The organism is Planococcus sp. PAMC 21323, assembly GCF_000785555.1.
In the GTDB taxonomy this organism is placed as follows: Bacteria; Bacillota; Bacilli; order Bacillales_A; family Planococcaceae; genus Planococcus.
The window spans coordinates 2,660,588-2,679,869 of sequence record NZ_CP009129.1 but is presented as its reverse complement, the minus strand read 5'-3'; the positions used below and the strand labels follow the sequence as shown (position 1 = coordinate 2,679,869).

Sequence of the window (19,282 nt, the reverse complement as noted above, 5' to 3'; positions counted from 1 at the left end):
ACAAATGTTTTATACGGTAGAAAAAGCTATCGAAGATTTAAAGAATGGTAAAGCCATCATCGTAATTGATGATGAAGACCGAGAAAATGAAGGTGATTTTGTTGCATTGGCAGAATTCGCTTCCCCTGAAATCGTCAATTTGATGGCGACTGAAGGAAGAGGATTAATCTGCGTACCAATTGCAAAATCAATCGCTCAAAACTTACAGATTGGTCTTATGACGGACCACAATACAGATGAATATGGAACTGCTTTTACAATCAGTGTAGATCATAAAGACACAACCACAGGAATTAGTGCGTTTGAACGTTCTCACACGATTACTAGCTTAGTGAAATCGGATGCTCAAGCAACTGATTTTAAACGTCCGGGTCATATCTTTCCTTTGATCGCAAAAGATGGAGGCGTTTTAGAACGGACGGGACACACTGAAGCAGCAGTAGATTTAGCAAAGCTTGCAGGTTCGCCTCCAGCAGGAGTTATCTGTGAAATTATGAATGCTGATGGAACGATGGCGCGAGTAAACGATTTGTTGCATGTGGCGGAACGACTTGGTTTAGGTATATTGACGATTAAAGATTTAGTAACGTACCAACAAGAACAGCAAAACTTGACTACTTATTAATCTACTAGAGGAGATGGATTGCATGACTGTACATTTTGAAGGATATTTAAACGGTGAAGGATTACGAATTGGTATAGTTGTTGGACGTTTTAATGAATTTATTACAAGTAAATTATTAAGTGGTGCAGAAGACGCTTTAAAACGCCACGGTGTTGCAGAAGATGATGTATCGATTGCTTGGGTACCTGGAGCTTTCGAAATTCCGCTTGTCGCGAAAAAGATGGCAGTGAGTGGGGATTATGATGCCATCGTTACTTTAGGAACAGTTATCAGAGGCGCAACTCCTCATTTTGATTATGTTTGTAGCGAAGTTGCTAAAGGCGTATCAAGAGCAAGTGACCATGCAGATATCCCAGTGATCTTTGGTGTATTGACTACAGATTCAATTGAACAAGCAATTGAACGTGCAGGAACAAAAGCAGGCAACAAAGGCTGGGAATCAGCAGCAGGCGCTATTGAAATGGCGAACTTGATGAAAAAATTATAAATGATTACTCCTGAGCTTATGCTCGGGAGTTTTTTTGAGGTTAGAAAATGTGATTTGGGGAATGTGTGATATAACAGGCGTAGCTTAGGATAAAATAGTTGTAAAGTATTAATGAATAGGTGGAGAATTATGAACAAAACCATTTATCTAATTAGACATTGCCAAGCGACTGGTCAGGCACCAGATGCACAGTTAACAGGGATAGGAAATAAACAGGCAGAGGATTTGGCTGAATTTATGCAGCAAGGACAAGTCAAATATATTGTTTCGAGTCCGTTCACGCGCGCCATTCAGTCTATTGAGCCGATAGCTAAGCAATTGAATTTGTCGATTACAATAGACGACCGCTTAGCTGAACGCATATTAAGTTCTGAAGATTTACCAGATTGGATGGAGAAACTAAAAGCGTCCTTTACTGATGATGAATTGAAATTTAGTGGAGGCGAATCGGGTAAAGAAGCAACAACCCGTGCAATGGCAGCATTTAATGATATGAAAGACGGAACCGCTGCGGTGACTCATGGAAACTTGCTCGGGTTACTATTAAAACAATTTGATCCGCAATATGATTTTTTAGCATGGAAAAAACTGACCAATCCAGATGTTTTTAAAGTGACAATAAGTGACGAGAATACTTCTGTAGTCCGTTTGTGGAAATAATTACATAGAAAAACTGACAGCAATTTGGCTGTCAGTTTGTTTAATCGAAATTATTCAAGTGTATTTCCTTCACTTGGAATTGGGTTATTTTTAAGTATACCTGCAAAATGATACGTGTTATAAGCAAGTCGTCTGATCGCTTTTTTTGTAAACTCATTATCTTTTTTCGTATCCATATATGATGGACCAGGTCCTGCTTCACCGACCCAATAAGCATCAACATTTGGTGGTACAACAAATCCAATATGAGAAAGTGCATAAAGAACAGAAGCTGCTGCATGTTTGGCACCATCTTCATTTCCGGTGATTGCCACACCGCCAACTTTGTTGTAGAAAATAGACTGTCCTTTATCGTTCGTCACGCTACTGCTCGCGTAAAGACGTTCGATTGTTTGCGTTGCTAACGAACTTTTTTCACCAAGCCACAAAGGAGTACCGATAATCACAATGTCTGCGGCCATTACTTTTTCAAAAACTTGAGGCCACTCATCACCTTCACCCATGTCTGGTTGAACACCATGGGCAATCGCGTGATCGGCTAAACGAACAACTTCAGATTCTACACCTAATTGATTATAGTGAACTTGAACGTCTTTTATAAACTCGTCCGTGTGGGAAGGTTCTTTTGAACTTTTTAATGAAGTGTTGATAAAAAGTGCTTTTATTGCTTGCATCGAATCGCTCCCTTTAGTTAGTCAGGTTCAATGACAAAACCAATACTTTGACTGCTTTATTTATGACCTGCTGACAGGTTGAATAACACTATACCTTTCTTTATTCCCTTTTAAATTGAATATATGCAACATTCAAATATATTTTTCGTCTGTAGAAAAGAGGTGCTCCGAATGAAAAAAGCAGATTTTATGCCATATGTCTTTATTTATCTCTTATTATTAATAAAAGTAAGTGCTTTTCGTGTGCTTATTTTTAATGAAAAATCAGTATGGAACATTCTCCTAATCGAATTTCCGATGTGGGCATTACTGCTGACAATTGTTTTAGTAATCGCTCGTAAGAAAATATGGCGCGCAGTCTGGCTATTTAATTTTTTGGTTTCTGTTATCTTTTTCACAATCACGTTATATATGCGCTATTACTCGACGATTCCGTCTTATTACGATTTGCAACAATTGACGCAGTCTAGTTCGGTTGGTGGTACTATTACCATGCTGTCGAATCCTTGGGATTTTTTATTTTTCCTCGATGCTGTGCTGCTATTGTTTTTAGTACGGCGCTGGAAAAAACCAGCAAAGCTTTTTGCGATCAAGTACGTAGCTGTTGGAATCGTGACGATTTGTGCAATCACAACAGTCTATGCTCTTCAGCAGTCAATTATTGATGTTTCGTATTTTGCGAAAGAGCATGGGTATTTGCAGTCGCAAGTAGCTCAAGTGTATAAGCGGTCAACAGATAGCGCTCATGCTTCTTCGAGTAAATTAACGGAAAGAGAATTAGAAGAACTGAAAGGCAATACATTTGTAGAAGTTCGTGATCATGATAGTTTTGGAGTTGCTGAAGGACGTCATTTGTTCGTTATACAAGTCGAATCGCTGCAAAATTTCGTCATAGGAAAAACCGTAAATAACCAAGAAATCACCCCAAATCTCAATCAATTGCTAAGTGAAAGTGCTTATTTCTCGAATGTATTTCAGCAAATAGGGGCTGGGACGACTTCTGATGCGGAGTGGATAGTAAATACCGGACTTTACCCACAAGGCATGATTCCAACATCAAATAGTCTTTCAGGAAAAGAGGCGCCATCATTAGCTAGAGCCTTAAAAGAAAATGCTTACGGATCAGCTACATATCATGCCGATGACGTAACATTTTGGAACCGTGACGTGCTTTATCCTGTTATTGGCTACGAGGAGGTATTTTCGAGTGAAGACATTCCGAGCATTAAAGAAGTTGGCTTTGGACCTGCAGATGAAGTGCTATTCGATTTTGTAGTAGGTGAATTGCCACGACAGCTCGAGACGTATGAGCAGATTTACGCCAATATTGTCACAGTCACTAGCCATACACCATTCGAAATGCCAGACACTATGCAATATTTAGATCTTCCATCTGAATATGAAGAAATGTATATCGGCAATTATTTGCAATCTATTCGTTATGTAGACGAGCAAATAGGCTCGTTCATCCAAGAATTAAAAGACCAAGGGATTTATGATGAATCGTTGATCGTTATTTTAGGAGATCATTCCGGAATGCATGGGAGCCTAGTAACAGAAGAAGATCGTCAATTATTAAGTGGTTTTTTAGGACATGAGTATTCATTAAAAGATCAGTTCACCATTCCTTTGCTATTTACAGGAGGCAATCTTTTTGACGAAATAGAAATGACGCGTCTTGGTGGTCAAATAGATATTATGCCGACGGTGCTAGCTTTGCTCGGAGTCGATTATGATCATCCAATGATGGGGCATAACCTATTTCAGTATAAAAAGAATCTGTTAGGTATGCGCTATTATTTACCAGGTGGCTCATATATTCAATCCGAACAATTTTATAAAGCATCGGGAGCTAAATTATCGGATGTTTTATACGATTTAGAAACGATGGAAATACGCAGTAAAAATAGTGAAGCTAAAAAACACATGAAAGATACAGAAACCTTAATGAACTATGCAGATACGTTATTGAAAGTTTATACAGAGTAAGAATTCCCATAATTCAAGAAAAGCTGTTAAAGTGAATAATAAGTAAGTATGGATGAGGGGGCATATCAGTCATGGTGAACGAATTTGAAAAAGAAGTCATGCAAGCGATGGATAAGATGTTTGAAAAAGAAATGAAAAAAGTGAACGATTCCCTTGAACAGGAACTTTTGATTTCTTTAATTGGTGAAGTAAATGCCGGGAAATCTTCTACCATCAATAAAATCATTGGAGAAGATATTGCCAGTACAAATCCAATGCCAGGAGAAACGATCAGCGTAGATCCTTATAATATTCGAGGGTTGGAAAACATTAAGTTTATGGATACTCCCGGATTAAATGACCCAAATGACGAGAATCCTAAAAAAACGTTGGAGTTTGTTCAAAAGTCCGATGTCGTGTTGTTTTTCCTTAACGCTGCAGGAACAGTGTTTTCTGAAAGCGAAAAAGAAAAGTTTAATGAAATTGAAAAACACAATAAAGATATTTTGATTGTCTTAAATAAAATCGATGCCGCAGAAGATATTCCGTCTATCATCAAGTTTATAAAAGGACATACTGCCAATAAATATAAAGTTATTCCAATTTCATCAAAAACAGAAGAAAACTTGGATAACTTAAAGAAGGAAATTCTTTTTTTGCTCGAAAAGAAGGGTAAAGACCTGCTCTTCGCCAAAAGCATAAAAGAAAAATCCTCTGCTGCGAATCGTTGGATTATTGGCGCAGGTGTTTCAGCTGGTGTAATTGGCGCATCACCAATCCCAGGTTCTGACGTATTGCCACTTACCACCTTACAGGCAGGCTTAATCATTAAATTATCCAACCTTTACGACAAGCCATTAACTAAAAAAGCGGCGAAAGACATGATTGTTGTGACTGCTACGAAAACAATCGGTCATACCATTTATCGCCAGGCATTAAAATTTATTCCGGGGGCAGGCTCGATTATTGGTGGAACTGTTGCCTCATCCATGACATTAGCACTTGGTTACGGCGTGAAATATGCGTATGAAAACAATATCGAAATTGATTACGACATGATTGGTTCGTTGTTCGAGAAATTAAAAAGCCGTGAGAAAAAAACATAAAGACTGTCTAGCCGCTCTTCTTTTTAGAAGAGTGGCTTTCAATTTTCTTGCGTCTTTTGGATTTGTCATTTAACTTTAAGAGAAAGATAGCCGGAGGTGCGGGATGAGAATATTGGTCGTAGAAGACAATCCGAGTGTCAGTTCCATGTTGGAGCTGTTTTTTTCAAAAGAAGGAATAAACGGAGATTTTGCAGCAGATGGGCTGGAAGGTTACCGGAAATATAAAGAAGGCGGTCACGATTTACTGATTCTGGACTGGATGCTTCCAGGAATGGACGGCATTGCGTTATGTCGCAAAATACGAGAAGAAGGAAATGCTGTACCAATTATCATGTTAACAGCAAAAGATAGTGAATCTGATCAAGTGATTGGCTTTGAAATGGGTGCAGACGACTACGTGACAAAGCCATTTAGTCCATTAACATTGATGGCACGTATAAAAGCTGTAACGAGAAGAGTTCAAAAAGCGGAACCTGTGTCTGACTTAATTCAAACCGTTCATTTTACTGTGAATAAAGAAACACGTGATATTTTGAAGGATGGACAAGAAGTGGTTAGCTTAACCCCAAAGGAATTCGATTTGTTAGTATTTTTTCTGCAACACCCAAAGCAAGTATTCAGCCGAGAACAATTACTAGAACAAGTATGGGGTTATCAATTTTATGGTGATGAACGAACGGTAGATGTTCACATAAAACGATTGCGCAAAAAAATAAATGGCGGAGATAAGCTGTTCCATACAGTATGGGGAGTTGGCTATAAATTTGAAGAACACGCGGATTAAGTACTTTTATCAGCTAATCGCTAGCCATATGAGTATTTTACTAATTGCTTTTCTATTTTTAAGTATTTTATTTGTTCGCTTTGTGGACGACTTTGCTTATGCTGAAAAGGCAGAAGAACTAGAAAAATACGGTGAGCAAATAATCGAAGAACTTGAACAAGCACGTCCCGGGACAAATCTACAAGCTTACGTTTCAATTTTAAAAGCGCAGAATATCAGTTTTATCGTTTTTGATCAGCAAAGTCGCATTTTGTATCCAGTATCGGGCTCTTTCCCACCTGTAGAGTTGACTCCAGAAGAATGGAATGTCATTGAACAAGGAGAAACATTGACTGTTAACCGAGACGTCGAACGATTTGAATTGACTGTTACATTTGTGGCGATGCCCTATTTTGAAAATGGACAATTGGCTGGAGGTGTTTTACTGGCTTCTCCAATTAGCGGTGTTAGCGAAATGATTGCCGAGTTAAATAAAACTTTAGTCACGGCGGTTTTGATTGCGTTAGCGATCGCATTACTCTTGAGTTTAGGTTTATCTAAAATGCATGTTAGTCGAATTGAACGTATGCGAAAAGCAACCTCTATGATTAGTAAAGGTCATTACGATGTGAATTTACCAGAGTCGAATTTCGATGAATTTGGTGACTTGGCCCATGACTTTAATAAAATGGCAGCCAAGCTTCAGCAGTCTAATGAAGAAATCGATAGACTTGAAAACCGAAGACGGCAATTTATGGCGGATGTTTCACATGAAATGCGAACTCCCTTGACGACCATCGCGGGAATTATGGAAGGTTTGCTTAATAATATGATTGAAGAAGGACAACGAGAAAAAGGCATTCGTTTAGCAAGTGAAGAAACAAAGCGTTTGATGCGACTAGTAAATGAAAACTTAGATTATGAAAAAATCAGATCTAATCAAGTTACTTTAACGAAAGAAGAAATTGAAGCGGATGAACTTTTAGAGATTATTCAAGAACAGCTTTACTTGCAAGCAAAAGAAAAAGGCAATCAAATTGTGCTCCATACGAATCCAGGAGATGTTATTTATGGAGATATGGATCGCTTGATTCAAATTCTGATGAATATTGTTAAGAATGCGATTCAGTTTACTGAGAATGGCATCATTACGATCTCGACTGTTACTGAAGCAGAGAAGATGATGATAACGGTAGAAGATAACGGAGCAGGAATTGATGTAAAGGAAATTGATCTGGTATGGCGCCGTTTTTATAAAGCAGACTTGTCGCGTGGAAGTGGTCAATTCGGACTCGGTTTATCCATTGTCAAGCAATTGGTTACGCTTCATGATGGAGAAATACAGGTTGAAAGCAAAAAAGGGCAAGGAACGAAATTCATTATTCAATTGCCACATAAAAAATGAGCTAGAGGGAATATCCTTTAGCTCATTTTTTATTGAAAAACCTTTCTTTGTTAAAACTCTAGTCATAGTTTATTCATATTTGCTTGTTAAGCTAGTAATAATGAATAGGAAAAGAGGAAGTAAAAATGAAAAAAATGATTTATATTTCGATTGGGGTATTAGCAGCAACTGCTATTTTTATACTAGCTGCGTTTAATGGTGACGAAACTGTCGCAAAAGTAGGAGACCGGGAAATAACAAAAGATGCATTATATGAAAAGTTAGTAGCTACTTCAGGAGCGGCGACACTTGATGTAATGATTTCCAATGAAGTGGTAGATCAAGAAGCAGAAAAAGCTAAGGTCGAAGTAACGCAAGAAGAAATTGATGCGGAAATGGCGGTTTATGAAGAACAATACGGCGGGGCAGAAGGACTTGAAGAAGCGCTTGCCTCGAGCGGGATGTCGACAGCAGATTTGGAAGAGGAAATGAAAATCTACTTGAAGGTTGAAAAGATCATTGGTCCAGATATCGAGATAACCGATGAGCAAATGAGTACTTATTTTGAAGAAAATAAAGAAGCGTTCGAACAAAGTTCAAAAGTAGAAGCGAATCACATCTTAGTAGAAACTCAAGCAGAGGCAGACGAAGTAAAAGCGAAATTAGATGATGGAAGTGATTTTTCTGAACTCGCAGCTGAATATTCAATAGATGAAAGCAACGCTGAAAATGGCGGAGCATTAGGTGAATTTGGAGCTGGTGAAATGGCGCCTGAATTTGAGGAAGCTGCTTTTAGTATGGAAGTAGATGAAATAAGTGAACCTGTGGAAACAGATTACGGTTTTCATATTATTCAAGTAACTAGTAAAACAGAAGCAAAAGAAGCGACTTTAGAAGATAGCAAAGAACAAATAAAAGAAATATTATTTGATGAAGCATTAAACACAAAATACGCGGAATGGTTAGCAGAAAAAATAGAGTCATATAATATTGTAAATAAATTAACAGAGTAAGGAGGACGTAAAGATGGGCTATTATAATTCTTCAGAATCTAAAACAAATAAAAAAGGTTACTTTGCATCAAGTTTTACAGGGTTGATTGCTGGGGCGTTATTAGTAGGTGTTATTTTACCAAGTGTGACGGATGGGGAAGTTGAAGAGTCTGCGACAACTTCAACAAACCAAGCGGTTAGTGGATTGCAAACAACATCAACAGTGGTTACTTCAGATGTCACTCAAATTGTAGAAGAAACTTCTAGTGCTGTGGTGGGTGTTTCTAATTTACAAGTTGCGCAGCAAAATCCGTTTGCTTCACAAACAGGCGAGCAAAAAGAGTCTCAAGAAGCGGGTGTAGGATCGGGCGTTATTTATAAAAAAGATGGGGATATTGCGTATATTGTCACCAATAATCATGTAGTAGAAGGTGCACAAGATGTGATGGTCACACTGGCAGATGGCACCGAACTTGATGCAGAAGTGCTTGGAACGGATATTTGGACGGACCTTGCTGTGTTGAAAGTCCCTGGAGAAAGTATAGAGACAGTTGCGGAATTTGGAGATTCATCAGTCCTACAAGCAGGTGAACCCGTTATTGCAATCGGAAATCCATTAGGTCTGCAATTTTCAGGATCTGTCACAACAGGCGTGATTTCAGGAACCGAACGTTTAGTGCCACTTGATATTAACCAAGATGGGGTAGAAGACTGGCAGTCAGAAGTTCTTCAAACCGATGCAGCGATTAGCCCCGGAAATAGCGGCGGCGCGTTGATCAACGCAAAAGGACAATTGATTGGGATAAATTCGATGAAAATTTCGCAAGATGCTGTAGAAGGAATTGGCCTAGCGATTCCGATCAATACTGCGATTCCAGTTATATCAGATTTAGAAGCTGAGGGAGCTGTACACCGCCCATCGATGGGAGTTGCGATAATAGATTTAGCTGAAGTTCCAGCACAATATCGCAGCGGGGAATTAAACTTGCCTACAGATATTGAGGGAGGCATCGTGATTCAATCAGTAGCCGATGACTCAGGAGCTGCCTCTGCTGGGATGGAAGCGTATGATGTTATCGTCGAGCTAGACGGCGAACCGGTAAATTCCGTTTTAGAACTTCGACAGTATTTGTATAATGAAACCAAAGTCGGAGACGTATTAAAAGTGAAGGCTTATAGAAATGGTGAGCTTCAGAATTTCGAACTAACATTAACCGAAAATAATTAACATATAAAAAGGCTTTCCGTATGTCGGAAAGCCTTTTTATAATGAGTATACGTCATAATATAATCAGTCTAAAATTCCGAACCAATCAGTACCAAATCCAAAGCCGACAATAACAAGAACAATAACTACAAAAATAATCATACCAAGTTGTAAAGGTTTATAACCGGTCACGCGGGGCTCTTGAAGGCCTTCTTTCTCGTCGGACGGACGTTGTTCGGCTTCTGCTTTTGTTGCTTCCATATACTCTTCTTCATGATCTTCGTTGTTATTTTTGTTCATATAAGTTCCTCCTCGAATTCAGTACTATGCTTTACTTTAGGGTATTGGTCATTTAGTGAATTTTTCTTCTGATTGAAGTGTGCGTTTAGTTAGTTTTTGAGCTAGTTCTCTACCGAATAACTCAGAAGATTGCGGGTCTCGTCCTGTCAGAACTTGCTTACTACCCCAAACAACATAGGCATCATGATCTTTTTCTTGGTGATAAATTCCGATTTTATTTAATTCGTCTTCTAAACTAAAAGGCAATAACTCGACAACTTCTTTTGGTTCCTTGTTATTAGGATAGCCAGTTACTTTTAAGCCTTCTAACAAACTACGTCCTTCTTTTGTTTTTGTATAAACAAGTGGTGCAGGTCCGTGACAAACAGCAGAAACAATGCCCCCTGTTTCGTAAACTACATTAATCACAGCATGCAAATCTTCGTTATGTGCTAAATCAAACATGGCTCCATGCCCACCAACAATCATAATCGCATCGTAATCACTAGCTCTAACATTAACAATCGGCATTGTTTTATCTGCAATACCTGATTCATATTGTTTTTTGTATATGCCTTCCGGATCATACTCAGCACTAATACTGATAGGATCAACAATCGGTTTCCCCCCATCAATAGAAGCCAGTTCCACCATATGTCCCTCTTTTTCTAATTCGAGTGCAGGTGCAAAAAGCTCTTCTGCCCACCAACCAGTCACGTAATTATGTTCTTCATTTATGTAGCCACTTGATAATACTGCTAAGACTTTTGCCATTATATCTTCCTCCTGTTTGAAAATACTTGTTCTTTATTTACCCTGAGAAAAGATCCTGAAACGTTTAAGTAGAGGAGTCTTTGGATTTCGCTTCTCGGTTATGCTAGGATTAATTTTATGAAACGAAAGATGAGGTGGACTGCTTGAAAGAGTTAAATCATGAGGTACAAGTAACTTTGCTCGAAGCGATGTTAGACGGCAGTAAAGTCGGAACAATTGTGACAGATCCGTCGCAACCAGACAATCCGATTATTTATACAAATAAAACTCTTATTGAAATGTCTGGCTATACAAAAGAAGAGATGATTGGAAATAATTGTCGCTTTCTTCAAGGCCCAGATACAGCAAAAGAAGACGTCGATAAAATCAGGAAAGCCATTGCCAACAAAGAGAAAGTAGTTGTGACATTGCGGAATTATCGTAAAGATGGTTCGCCATTTTGGAACCGTCTTGCCATTGAGCCAATTTACATTGAAGATAAGCTGTATTTTATCGGAACTCAAACAGATATTACTCTTGAGCGTTCGCAGCAAGAAGCAATTATGGCCAATGAAAACGAAATTGAAAAGTTAATGTTGCCAATCTTATCTGTACAAGAAAATGTGGCGACGGTTGCGCTTGTCGGGACGATGAACTTTCATCGCTTTGAAACGCTGAAAGTGAAGATATGTGAATACGTTCAAGAAAATCGCATCGAATATGTCATTATCGATATTACCGGGTTATCTTGGAATGAAGAATCACCCCTTTATTGGTTTAAACAAATTTACGACGCACTTCGAATTATGGGAAGCAAACTTTATATAACAGGTATAACCGTAGCTGCAGCACAACAATTTTCGAATGATTTGAGTCGTGATGAGAACTTAGTTACATTTTCAACAATTGAAAAAGCATTGAACTTTATTGACAAAGAAGAAAAGAGCAAAAAGAGCATAAGATAAATAAACAAGACAGACTCGGCATTTGCCGAGTCTGTCTTGTTTTCAAGAACTTATAAAGTCTCCGCCATTAATGTGTATAGCTTGTCCAGTAACATAAGTAGAATCTTTAGAAGCCAAATATACGTAAGCGGGGGCTAATTCGGAAGGTTGACCACGTCGCTCCATCAACGTGTCTTGGCCCTGCTTTTCGACTTTTTCTGCCCCAAAAGTTGAAGGGATTAGTGGCGTCCAAATAGGCCCAGGTGCAACTGAATTTACGCGAATACCTTGATGTGCAAGATTAGCAGACAGAGATCGCGTAAAACTCGTGATTGCTCCTTTAGTTGATGAATAATCAATTAAACCAGGTGAACCTTGATAAGCTGTTACAGAAGAAGTGTTAATGATGCTGTCTCCTTTTTCAAGATGGGGAAGAGCAGCTTGAGTTAAATAGAACATACTAAAAATATTAGTAGAGAATGTTTCCATCAATTGATCCGGACTAATGGCTAAAAAATCTTCTTGTGGAAATTGTTTGCCAGCATTATTTACTAAAATATTTAATTGCCCAAATTCAGCAATAACATCTACAATCAACTGATGGCAATTTTCTACGTCGCTAATATCTGTAGCAAATTTAACTCCTTTAGCTCCGTAAGATTCAATAGCTCGGAGAGTTTTATCGGCATCTTCGTGTTCGTCTAAATAAGCAATTGCGATATTAGCGCCTTCTTTCGCATAAGCTACGGCTACTGCGCGGCCAATGCCACTATCTCCACCTGTGATAAGCGCAACTTTACCATCAAGCTTGCCGGAACCGATATACTCTTTGTCATCATAAATTGGTTCCGGTTGCATTTGTTCTTCTGATCCGGGTTGTGTGGATTGCTCTTGTGCATCGACTTGCGCATCTATTTTTTCAAATTTATCGTTTGTCATTACAAAATCTCCTCTAAGTTTAATAAGGGTCATCTAACTATTCCCATCTTTTATAGTCCAAGCATCGTAAAGATAAACTAAACGACAGGATTCAAAGAAAACGATAATCGCTACTTCAGCTAAGGAATTATCGGTTTTTTTAACCTATTTATTATTCTGTAGTAATAACTCCACAAGCTACCCGGTCACCTGAGTCACCGGAAGGATCGGTTTTTTGGTCATCTTCTCCGGCATGAATCACTAAAGCAGTTCCACCTTCTTTAAGCAACGAATTTTCTTCACCAATTTTAAGTGTGACGTTTTCAGCTTTAAATTCTTGAGAAACAGTTCCGTCTTCACTTACTTCAATATTTGGTAAGTCGCCAGCATGTGGACCATCCGAATTTTCTAAACCATGCATTGAATTTTCAGGGTTAAAATGATCGCCAGCTGATTTAAAATCAGGAGTTTCGCACATGCCTTCTTGGTGGAAATGTATACCGTGCATACCTTCCTCTAAGTTTTCAGCTTGAAGTGCAACTGTCACGCCATCTTCTTCATCAGTTAGTTGAGCAGTGCCTATTGCATCCCCATCATTGTTCATTAAATCGATCGTCACCATTGCGATTTCGTCACCACCAGCGGGTGCACTTTCTGTGGTTTCTTGGTTGTCTGTCCCGTCGTCACTGGTCGTTTCTGTTGCCCCATCAGATTCGGTAGGGGGTTCATCTGTGTTGTCATTTCCGCAAGCTGCTAGAAATACAAAAAAGGTCAATAGTAAAACGAATAAAAACCAACGCTTCATCTGAATTCCTCCCTTAAACTTGTGTTATTCTTCCTTACACGTTAAATCAGTAAAATAAACACAATTAGTTAAAACCATTTCTTTTGTAGGAGGATAATTTCCAGATAAGGTCAATCTTTCCTAATAAAAATTAAATAAAATGCTCCTATTTTGACTGGTTAGGAAAGTCAAAGTAGGAGCATTTTTATTAGCGTTATAACGAATTATCGCGTTTTTTTCTTTTGCGGAAAACCAACACTAAGCCAAGAAGCAAGGATGCGATGCTCAAAATAGCTGTTGATTTAAAAAATGGCGGCCAGTAAGATAGTGAAATTTTATTGTCCCCGGCCTCCAATGGAATTGCCATAAAGGCAAAGTCAGCTTTCAACACATCTACTTTTTGACCATTTACTTTTGCTTGCCACCCTTGTTCATAAGGAATGGATAGCTTTAAGAAATCCTCTTCCGCAGTGTTATCATAATCCATACGAACATGACTGCCGTCAATTGACAAATTACTAGACAAATCTGGCCTAGCAGCTTGGTCACGTAACGACTGATAAGAAGCCGAGTATACTTGAATTTTCGTTATTTCATACTCACCTTTTGGCAAGCGAATTTCAATAGATTCTTCGGCCGGAATACGAATGGTTAAGTCATCTACAAATGTTTTGTAGATTGATTGATTGGATTTCCTTGTCGTTTGGTAATCATTTACTTCGAGTAGAAAGCCTTGATCTTCTGCGTTTGTTACTAAGTGGAAAGAAACGAACAAATCACCACCAGGTTTAGGTGGATTTTTCAAGCTTAAGGTTAAGCCACCGGTTCTTTCAACTACTTTTAAAACGCCATCATTGAACATAGCACCAGTTGCAGCTATGTCAAAATCACGAATATTTTCATTTGATTTTGGCAAAGGATCGCCATCCTGATTGCGATCTAATACAACTCCAGTCATCATCGCCTGCTCGCGCATAAGCGGAGACAACTCGGCAAATTGTTGTTCTTCGTATACGTTCGAAGTAGCCCGAGCAAATGGTAAGACATACTTGTTTTCGTAGATAATATATTTTTTAGAAGCATGGATTTCGTTAAAACCATACGGGATATTGGTATCTCCACGAGAACGAATAATGTATTTTCCTTGAAGCATGCTATACAAGTTTGCGCGATTGCCAAGTGTCGCATACCGGCTGACACTTTCACGGCCCATATCAATTTCAAGATCATACAAGTAAAAGTACAATAAGTTTTTATTTAAGATACTGGAATAGGCACTAAATCCTCGGAAATCTTGAACGATTGGCGTATTGTTGCGAACGCCTTCCATCCAGTCAATACGATAAAGTTCGTCATTTTCTCTAGCATGGATATAATCGAGCAACTCATTGATCTCAGGGTCGTCGTACTCAACACCTGTCATCAACTCTTTGCTAACTTGAGAAATGTTTCCTTGGTCTAGAATTTTTTCGGTTTGATAAAGATTAGCAAATAACAGCGTCCAAATTACTAAAGATGCCATCAACATTCTTTTGATGAAGGTTTTATGAAATAGTGCGTATAGCAATACTAGTAAGAGCGTAATTACTAAAGCGCTAATTGCCAATGTTGAAGATGGCACATCCATTTCAAAATATTCATCTTTTCGTGTGTAAAGCCAAAAGCTCAAAATTGCCAGCATAGCCGGAATGACGAAACGTCTCCATGTGAATTTGTCCAAATGATCAAAAGCAACGGCGACAGCTCCACCCATAACTAATGACAAAAAGTATTCCCAACGATATTGTGGAGCAGAAAAGCCGTTAAAGGCGCTGCCAATCATTGGACTATTGTGCATAATGATTGCAACAATTCCTAGAAGTGCAAACAAGCGGAAAGTTTTATCGCGATATAAAAACCAGCTAAACAACACGACGACAAAAAATGCAGGCAGAACAATGATAGAGCTGCTGAACAAAATATTGTCGATGGTTTCTTCTATCCACAAAATTTCTTGTTTGAAATCCGGTCTATGATTATTCAAATAAGCATAGACTGCTGGTATAAACGATACTGCGCTGATGCCAGCACCAATAGATCCAGCGACAACAAAGCTTCCAATGTTTTTCATTTTACTTTTTTCATTTGCTGCTAACGGAATAAACAAACGGAACAAAATATAAATGGCTGTTAACAGTAGATTGATATAGGCAAAATAGAAATTATCAATCATAGAGATTGCAACGGCAATTATAAACCATCCAGGCTTTTGCTCGCGGAAAATTTTTTCAACGCCAAGTAAAAGAATAGGCAGCCATAAAAAAGCATCTGCAAAAAATTCCCAGTACGTAACGTGGCGGAAGTACATGCCAGAAATGCCGTACAGTGACGCACCTACTAATGCGGCAGGTCTAGATATTTTCATATACATAAATAAGCGAGTGGTAATAAATAAAACAGCAGCTAAACGAATGATGCTAACAAAAACAGCGGCGTTTGCCCAAAACAACACATCAGTAGTTTGAATAATGTGCAAGGTTTTTAGCATAGATACGATTACTACTGTAATAAAGAATACGATGGAGGTAGAGAAATAATAAGATAGTTCACTAAACGTGCCAGCTCCTAAGCCAAAATCAAATGAATAGAAATATTCGCCTTGTGTATATTGCTCATAGAGAAGTTGCTTGAAAGGCATCATTTGTGAAAGGCCATCATTAATTCCTACCATAAAGTGCTCGTTAGACCATTGTTGAAGAAAAACGATATGTCCAACCGCAGACAAGAGTAAACTGATGGTCATGAGAATGATAATAGGGCGTAACTTTTGCATAGAGTCACCGTCTTTTTGCTTATTTTGGTGAGGGTGTATCTTTAAGAATTTTGCTCGATACGATAAAAGTTATTGGAACTGTGAATAAGACCGCAGCAAAAGGTGCAATATTGCTGTTAAGTTTTAAAAACTCAACGAAAATAAAAATGAGTATAGTCGAAACTGACATATTCACTACCTGTGTTAATGGAAAATACAAATATTTTTTTAGCGTTGGCTTAATGCGATACGTGACATAACAGTTTAAGAAAAATGAAATATTTAAACTGATTAAAAAGCCAACAAGATGCGCTAAAAGATAAGGTAAGTTGAAAAGATTATGAAGTATTAAGTAAATTGAATAGTAACTCAAGGTATTAAGGACACCGACAAATATAAAACGAGTAAATTCGGTATTAAGCGCTTTAAGATTCATGGTATTCATCCGCATTGCTGACATCCACTAAAAAGTGTGGACGTTGCTTTGTTTCATTATAGATTCGTCCGATGTATTCACCAATAACACCAAGACTGATCAACTGAATGCCACCAAGGAGTAAAATCGCTGTGATTGTCGTAAAGTAGCCTGGAGCCCCAATGCCCTCTCTCATAATATTGTAGAGCGTAAAGAAAATATATAGAAGAGACAAGAATAAGACTAAGAAGCCTGTATAAAAGCAAACGCGCAATGGCTTCATATTAAATGAAATGATGCCATCGATGCCATAATTGACGAGATTGCTAAATGACCATTTGGAATCGCCGTCTGTACGCAACACATTTTCATAGTTAATAGTCTTTTTACTAAGGCCAATCCATGAGAATAGACCTTTAGAAAATCGGTTGCTTTCACTTAATGCCAAAATAGCATTAATGGCTTTGCGACTTAATAAACGGAAGTCTCCTTCGCCGTCCTGCAAATCTACATCCGTAATCGAGTTAATGAGTTTGTAGTAAAGAGAAGAAAACAGAGAACGTACTTTAGAATCTCCTGTGCGTGATCGTTTAGCTACGACTTGGTTAAAGCCATCTTCGTAGCCTTGAATCATTTCCCCAATTAAGGTAGGGGGATGTTGCAAGTCACTATCCATTACAATGGCTGCATCTCCTTGAATCCGTTTTAAGCCGGCAAGCATCGCGGACTCTTTTCCGAAATTACGTGTTAACGAAATGTATTTTATGTGTTCGTGCGTTTCAGCTAATTTTAAAATTTCTTGTAAAGTGTTATCACTACTGCCATCATCAATGAACATGATTTCATATCGATAAGGAAGCGACTCTAGTTCCTGCATCAATTTTTCATACATTGCTGCAATATTGGCTTCTTCGTTATAAGCCGGAACAACGATTGAGATAAGCTTCATTTGTGTTTCCCCTCTCTTACTAGTGAATATTTCTTTATTAACTCACATTACCCATGCTAATAATAAAGTAAGCATAAGAAAATGAAACTTCCTAGCTTTATATACGTATTAGTATACGTCAGGTGTTTTAAGAAAACATTTGTCTGAAAATTCGGCGTGTTTTTGTATCCATGGGAGTTTCAACACTGAAATTTCGAGTAAGCTTTATTCGTTGAATTTTACATGTTAGACCAATACCATTAAAATAGAATACATAATGATGAATGGAGAGTGTTAGGAATGGCGATTAATCTTGTAAAAGGTCAAAAAATCGATTTAACAAAAGGACGTTCATCGCTTTCGAGCATTATGGTTGGCTTAGGCTGGGATCCAGTTGCAACCAAAAAAAGTGGAGGCTTTTTAAGTAGCCTATTAGGTGGAGCAAGTGGCGGAGCTGACGTCGACTGCGACGCATCAGTTCTATTGCTTGATGAAAACGGCAAGTTAACTGCGAAAGAAAACTTAATCTATTTCGGCAATAAAAAAAGCAAAGACGGTAGCGTAGTCCATTCAGGGGATAACTTAACTGGTGAAGGCGACGGCGATGATGAAATGATCAATATTGATTTAAAACGAATCTCACCATCAATTCACCGTTTGGTTTTTGTTGTTAACATTTATAATGCACAGAAAAAGAAACAAGATTTCGGTATGATTGAAAATGCATTTATTCGTTTAGTAGACAATCAGTCGAAAGAAGAACTAGTACATTATAATCTTACAGAAAACTATGCTGGCAAAATGTCATTAATCACAGGCGAACTTTATCGTCAAGGAACTGAATGGAAGTTCTCTGCTATCGGTGAAGGTGCATCAGAACCTGATATTGGATCAATTGCAAACAAATATTCTTAAGGAGTGTTGGAGTAATGGCAATTAATTTATCAAAAGGTCAAAAAGTAGATTTAACTAAAAGTAACCCGGGCTTATCAAAAGTAGTTGTTGGTTTAGGCTGGGACACAAATAAATACGATGGCGGACAAGACTTCGACTTGGATTCTTCAGTCTTCCTATTAAATGGCGAAGGAAAAACAGCTTCAGAAGCTGATTTCGTCTTCTATAATAATACGACTGGCGCAGCCGGTGCCGTAGAACATACGGGCGATAACAAAACAGGTGAAGGTGATGGGGATGACGAACAAGTAAACGTAAACTTATCGGCTATTCCTGCATCTATCGAAAAAGCAACTTTTGCCATTACGATTCATGATGCTGAAGCACGCGGTCAAAATTTTGGCCAAGTAAGCAACTCATATGTACGTATTGTAAACGGTGATACAAATGAAGAATTGATCCGCTATGACCTCGGTGAAGATTTCTCAATCGAAACAGCAGTAGTTGTTGGTGAACTTTATCGTCACGGTGGAGAGTGGAAATTTAATGCCATTGGCAGCGGTTATCAAGGTGGCTTAGAGTCGCTTGTAAAGGACTTCGGCTTAAACAGCTGAGTAACGATGGAAAAGCAAGGAGACTGTCTCCTTGCTTTTTCTCCATTCATACAGGAATGGACAATTTGAAAGGGCTGTTACGGCAGCATGCCGGGA

The 19,282-nt window shown here is 38.4% G+C and carries 20 protein-coding genes; 12 read left to right on the top strand and 8 right to left on the bottom strand.

Annotation, left to right across the window (positions count from 1 at the left end):
• Positions 1-4 precede the first annotated feature (4 nt).
• The 3 genes from ribB to PLANO_RS13195 all read left to right on the top strand — a co-directional run bounded on the left by ribB (position 5) and on the right by PLANO_RS13195 (position 1,772).
• Entirely contained in the window at positions 5-625 is a 621-nt protein-coding gene (gene ribB, locus PLANO_RS13205; RefSeq protein WP_081976662.1) for a 3,4-dihydroxy-2-butanone-4-phosphate synthase, read from the top strand.
• A gap of 22 nt (positions 626-647) precedes the next feature.
• Positions 648-1,112, top strand: a complete 465-nt coding sequence (gene ribH, locus PLANO_RS13200; RefSeq protein ID WP_038704907.1) for a 6,7-dimethyl-8-ribityllumazine synthase — start codon at positions 648-650, stop codon at positions 1,110-1,112.
• A gap of 129 nt (positions 1,113-1,241) precedes the next feature.
• Positions 1,242-1,772, top strand: a complete 531-nt coding sequence (locus PLANO_RS13195; protein ID WP_038704906.1) for a histidine phosphatase family protein — start codon at positions 1,242-1,244, stop codon at positions 1,770-1,772.
• Between the two features lie 50 nt (positions 1,773-1,822).
• On the opposite strand, the gene PLANO_RS13190 is transcribed toward PLANO_RS13195, so the two are convergent.
• Complete coding sequence (locus PLANO_RS13190) at positions 1,823-2,446, bottom strand: flavodoxin family protein (RefSeq protein ID WP_038704905.1); 624 nt, start codon at positions 2,444-2,446, stop codon at positions 1,823-1,825.
• A gap of 171 nt (positions 2,447-2,617) precedes the next feature.
• Between PLANO_RS13190 and PLANO_RS13185 the strand changes: the two genes are divergently transcribed.
• The 6 genes from PLANO_RS13185 to PLANO_RS13160 all read left to right on the top strand — a co-directional run bounded on the left by PLANO_RS13185 (position 2,618) and on the right by PLANO_RS13160 (position 9,887).
• Entirely contained in the window at positions 2,618-4,435 is a 1,818-nt protein-coding gene (locus PLANO_RS13185) for an LTA synthase family protein (RefSeq protein WP_038704904.1), read from the top strand.
• A gap of 71 nt (positions 4,436-4,506) precedes the next feature.
• Complete coding sequence (locus tag PLANO_RS13180; RefSeq protein WP_038704903.1) at positions 4,507-5,520, top strand: YcjF family protein; 1,014 nt, start codon at positions 4,507-4,509, stop codon at positions 5,518-5,520.
• Between the two features lie 103 nt (positions 5,521-5,623).
• Positions 5,624-6,304 carry a response regulator transcription factor gene (locus tag PLANO_RS13175; protein WP_038704902.1) on the top strand — a complete coding sequence of 227 codons (681 nt, stop codon included), beginning with the start codon at positions 5,624-5,626 and terminating at the stop codon, positions 6,302-6,304.
• A complete protein-coding gene (locus PLANO_RS13170; protein WP_038704901.1) occupies positions 6,285-7,688 on the top strand; it encodes a sensor histidine kinase in 1,404 nt (467 codons plus the stop codon). The genes PLANO_RS13175 and PLANO_RS13170 overlap by 20 nt, the downstream gene beginning before the upstream one ends.
• 125 nt (positions 7,689-7,813) lie before the next feature.
• Positions 7,814-8,680: a peptidylprolyl isomerase gene (locus tag PLANO_RS13165; protein WP_038704900.1), complete on the top strand. Its 867-nt coding sequence runs from the start codon at positions 7,814-7,816 to the stop codon at positions 8,678-8,680.
• Positions 8,681-8,693: 13 nt separating this feature from the next.
• Positions 8,694-9,887, top strand: a complete 1,194-nt coding sequence (locus tag PLANO_RS13160; RefSeq protein ID WP_038704899.1) for a S1C family serine protease — start codon at positions 8,694-8,696, stop codon at positions 9,885-9,887.
• 63 nt (positions 9,888-9,950) lie between these two features.
• Here PLANO_RS13160 and PLANO_RS13155 read toward each other — a convergent pair whose 3' ends face one another.
• Together PLANO_RS13155 and PLANO_RS13150 are read right to left on the bottom strand one after the other, a co-directional pair.
• Positions 9,951-10,166 carry a hypothetical protein gene (locus tag PLANO_RS13155; RefSeq protein WP_038704898.1) on the bottom strand — a complete coding sequence of 72 codons (216 nt, stop codon included), beginning with the start codon at positions 10,164-10,166 and terminating at the stop codon, positions 9,951-9,953.
• Positions 10,167-10,214: 48 nt separating this feature from the next.
• Positions 10,215-10,919, bottom strand: a complete 705-nt coding sequence (locus PLANO_RS13150) for a type 1 glutamine amidotransferase domain-containing protein (protein WP_038704897.1) — start codon at positions 10,917-10,919, stop codon at positions 10,215-10,217.
• A 134-nt stretch (positions 10,920-11,053) separates the two neighbouring features.
• On the opposite strand from PLANO_RS13150, the gene PLANO_RS13145 reads away from it, so the two are divergent.
• Positions 11,054-11,863 (top strand): YtvA family blue-light photoreceptor, encoded by an 810-nt coding sequence (locus PLANO_RS13145; RefSeq protein WP_231554728.1) that lies wholly within the window; start codon positions 11,054-11,056, stop codon positions 11,861-11,863.
• A gap of 42 nt (positions 11,864-11,905) precedes the next feature.
• Here PLANO_RS13145 and PLANO_RS13140 read toward each other — a convergent pair whose 3' ends face one another.
• The 5 genes from PLANO_RS13140 to PLANO_RS13120 all read right to left on the bottom strand — a co-directional run bounded on the left by PLANO_RS13140 (position 11,906) and on the right by PLANO_RS13120 (position 17,699).
• Positions 11,906-12,781 carry an SDR family oxidoreductase gene (locus PLANO_RS13140; protein ID WP_038704896.1) on the bottom strand — a complete coding sequence of 292 codons (876 nt, stop codon included), beginning with the start codon at positions 12,779-12,781 and terminating at the stop codon, positions 11,906-11,908.
• A gap of 151 nt (positions 12,782-12,932) precedes the next feature.
• Complete coding sequence (locus PLANO_RS13135) at positions 12,933-13,565, bottom strand: superoxide dismutase family protein (RefSeq protein ID WP_038704895.1); 633 nt, start codon at positions 13,563-13,565, stop codon at positions 12,933-12,935.
• A 193-nt stretch (positions 13,566-13,758) separates the two neighbouring features.
• Positions 13,759-16,356, bottom strand: coding sequence for a YfhO family protein (locus tag PLANO_RS13130; protein ID WP_038704894.1), 2,598 nt, complete (start codon positions 16,354-16,356; stop codon positions 13,759-13,761).
• Positions 16,357-16,375: 19 nt separating this feature from the next.
• On the bottom strand, positions 16,376-16,771 hold the full coding sequence (locus tag PLANO_RS13125) for a GtrA family protein (protein ID WP_038704893.1): 396 nt from the start codon (positions 16,769-16,771) through the stop codon (positions 16,376-16,378).
• Positions 16,761-17,699: a glycosyltransferase family 2 protein gene (locus PLANO_RS13120; protein ID WP_038704892.1), complete on the bottom strand. Its 939-nt coding sequence runs from the start codon at positions 17,697-17,699 to the stop codon at positions 16,761-16,763. Before PLANO_RS13120 ends, PLANO_RS13125 begins: the two co-directional genes overlap by 11 nt.
• 279 nt (positions 17,700-17,978) lie before the next feature.
• On the opposite strand from PLANO_RS13120, the gene PLANO_RS13115 reads away from it, so the two are divergent.
• Positions 17,979-18,593 (top strand): TerD family protein, encoded by a 615-nt coding sequence (locus PLANO_RS13115; protein ID WP_038704891.1) that lies wholly within the window; start codon positions 17,979-17,981, stop codon positions 18,591-18,593.
• A 14-nt stretch (positions 18,594-18,607) separates the two neighbouring features.
• Positions 18,608-19,186: a TerD family protein gene (locus PLANO_RS13110; protein WP_008430247.1), complete on the top strand. Its 579-nt coding sequence runs from the start codon at positions 18,608-18,610 to the stop codon at positions 19,184-19,186.
• Positions 19,187-19,282: the final 96 nt, after the last annotated feature.

Coding starts and splice junctions, on each gene's coding strand:
- ribB (WP_081976662.1), top strand. CDS start 5: ATGTTTTATACGGTAGAAAAAGCTATCGAAGATTTAAAGAATGGTAAA.
- ribH (WP_038704907.1), top strand. CDS start 648: ATGACTGTACATTTTGAAGGATATTTAAACGGTGAAGGATTACGAATT.
- PLANO_RS13195 (WP_038704906.1), top strand. CDS start 1,242: ATGAACAAAACCATTTATCTAATTAGACATTGCCAAGCGACTGGTCAG.
- PLANO_RS13190 (WP_038704905.1), bottom strand. CDS start 2,446: ATGCAAGCAATAAAAGCACTTTTTATCAACACTTCATTAAAAAGTTCA.
- PLANO_RS13185 (WP_038704904.1), top strand. CDS start 2,618: ATGAAAAAAGCAGATTTTATGCCATATGTCTTTATTTATCTCTTATTA.
- PLANO_RS13180 (WP_038704903.1), top strand. CDS start 4,507: ATGGTGAACGAATTTGAAAAAGAAGTCATGCAAGCGATGGATAAGATG.
- PLANO_RS13175 (WP_038704902.1), top strand. CDS start 5,624: ATGAGAATATTGGTCGTAGAAGACAATCCGAGTGTCAGTTCCATGTTG.
- PLANO_RS13165 (WP_038704900.1), top strand. CDS start 7,814: ATGAAAAAAATGATTTATATTTCGATTGGGGTATTAGCAGCAACTGCT.
- PLANO_RS13160 (WP_038704899.1), top strand. CDS start 8,694: ATGGGCTATTATAATTCTTCAGAATCTAAAACAAATAAAAAAGGTTAC.
- PLANO_RS13155 (WP_038704898.1), bottom strand. CDS start 10,166: ATGAACAAAAATAACAACGAAGATCATGAAGAAGAGTATATGGAAGCA.
- PLANO_RS13150 (WP_038704897.1), bottom strand. CDS start 10,919: ATGGCAAAAGTCTTAGCAGTATTATCAAGTGGCTACATAAATGAAGAA.
- PLANO_RS13140 (WP_038704896.1), bottom strand. CDS start 12,781: ATGACAAACGATAAATTTGAAAAAATAGATGCGCAAGTCGATGCACAA.
- PLANO_RS13135 (WP_038704895.1), bottom strand. CDS start 13,565: ATGAAGCGTTGGTTTTTATTCGTTTTACTATTGACCTTTTTTGTATTT.
- PLANO_RS13130 (WP_038704894.1), bottom strand. CDS start 16,356: ATGCAAAAGTTACGCCCTATTATCATTCTCATGACCATCAGTTTACTC.
- PLANO_RS13125 (WP_038704893.1), bottom strand. CDS start 16,771: ATGAATCTTAAAGCGCTTAATACCGAATTTACTCGTTTTATATTTGTC.
- PLANO_RS13120 (WP_038704892.1), bottom strand. CDS start 17,699: ATGAAGCTTATCTCAATCGTTGTTCCGGCTTATAACGAAGAAGCCAAT.
- PLANO_RS13115 (WP_038704891.1), top strand. CDS start 17,979: ATGGCGATTAATCTTGTAAAAGGTCAAAAAATCGATTTAACAAAAGGA.
- PLANO_RS13110 (WP_008430247.1), top strand. CDS start 18,608: ATGGCAATTAATTTATCAAAAGGTCAAAAAGTAGATTTAACTAAAAGT.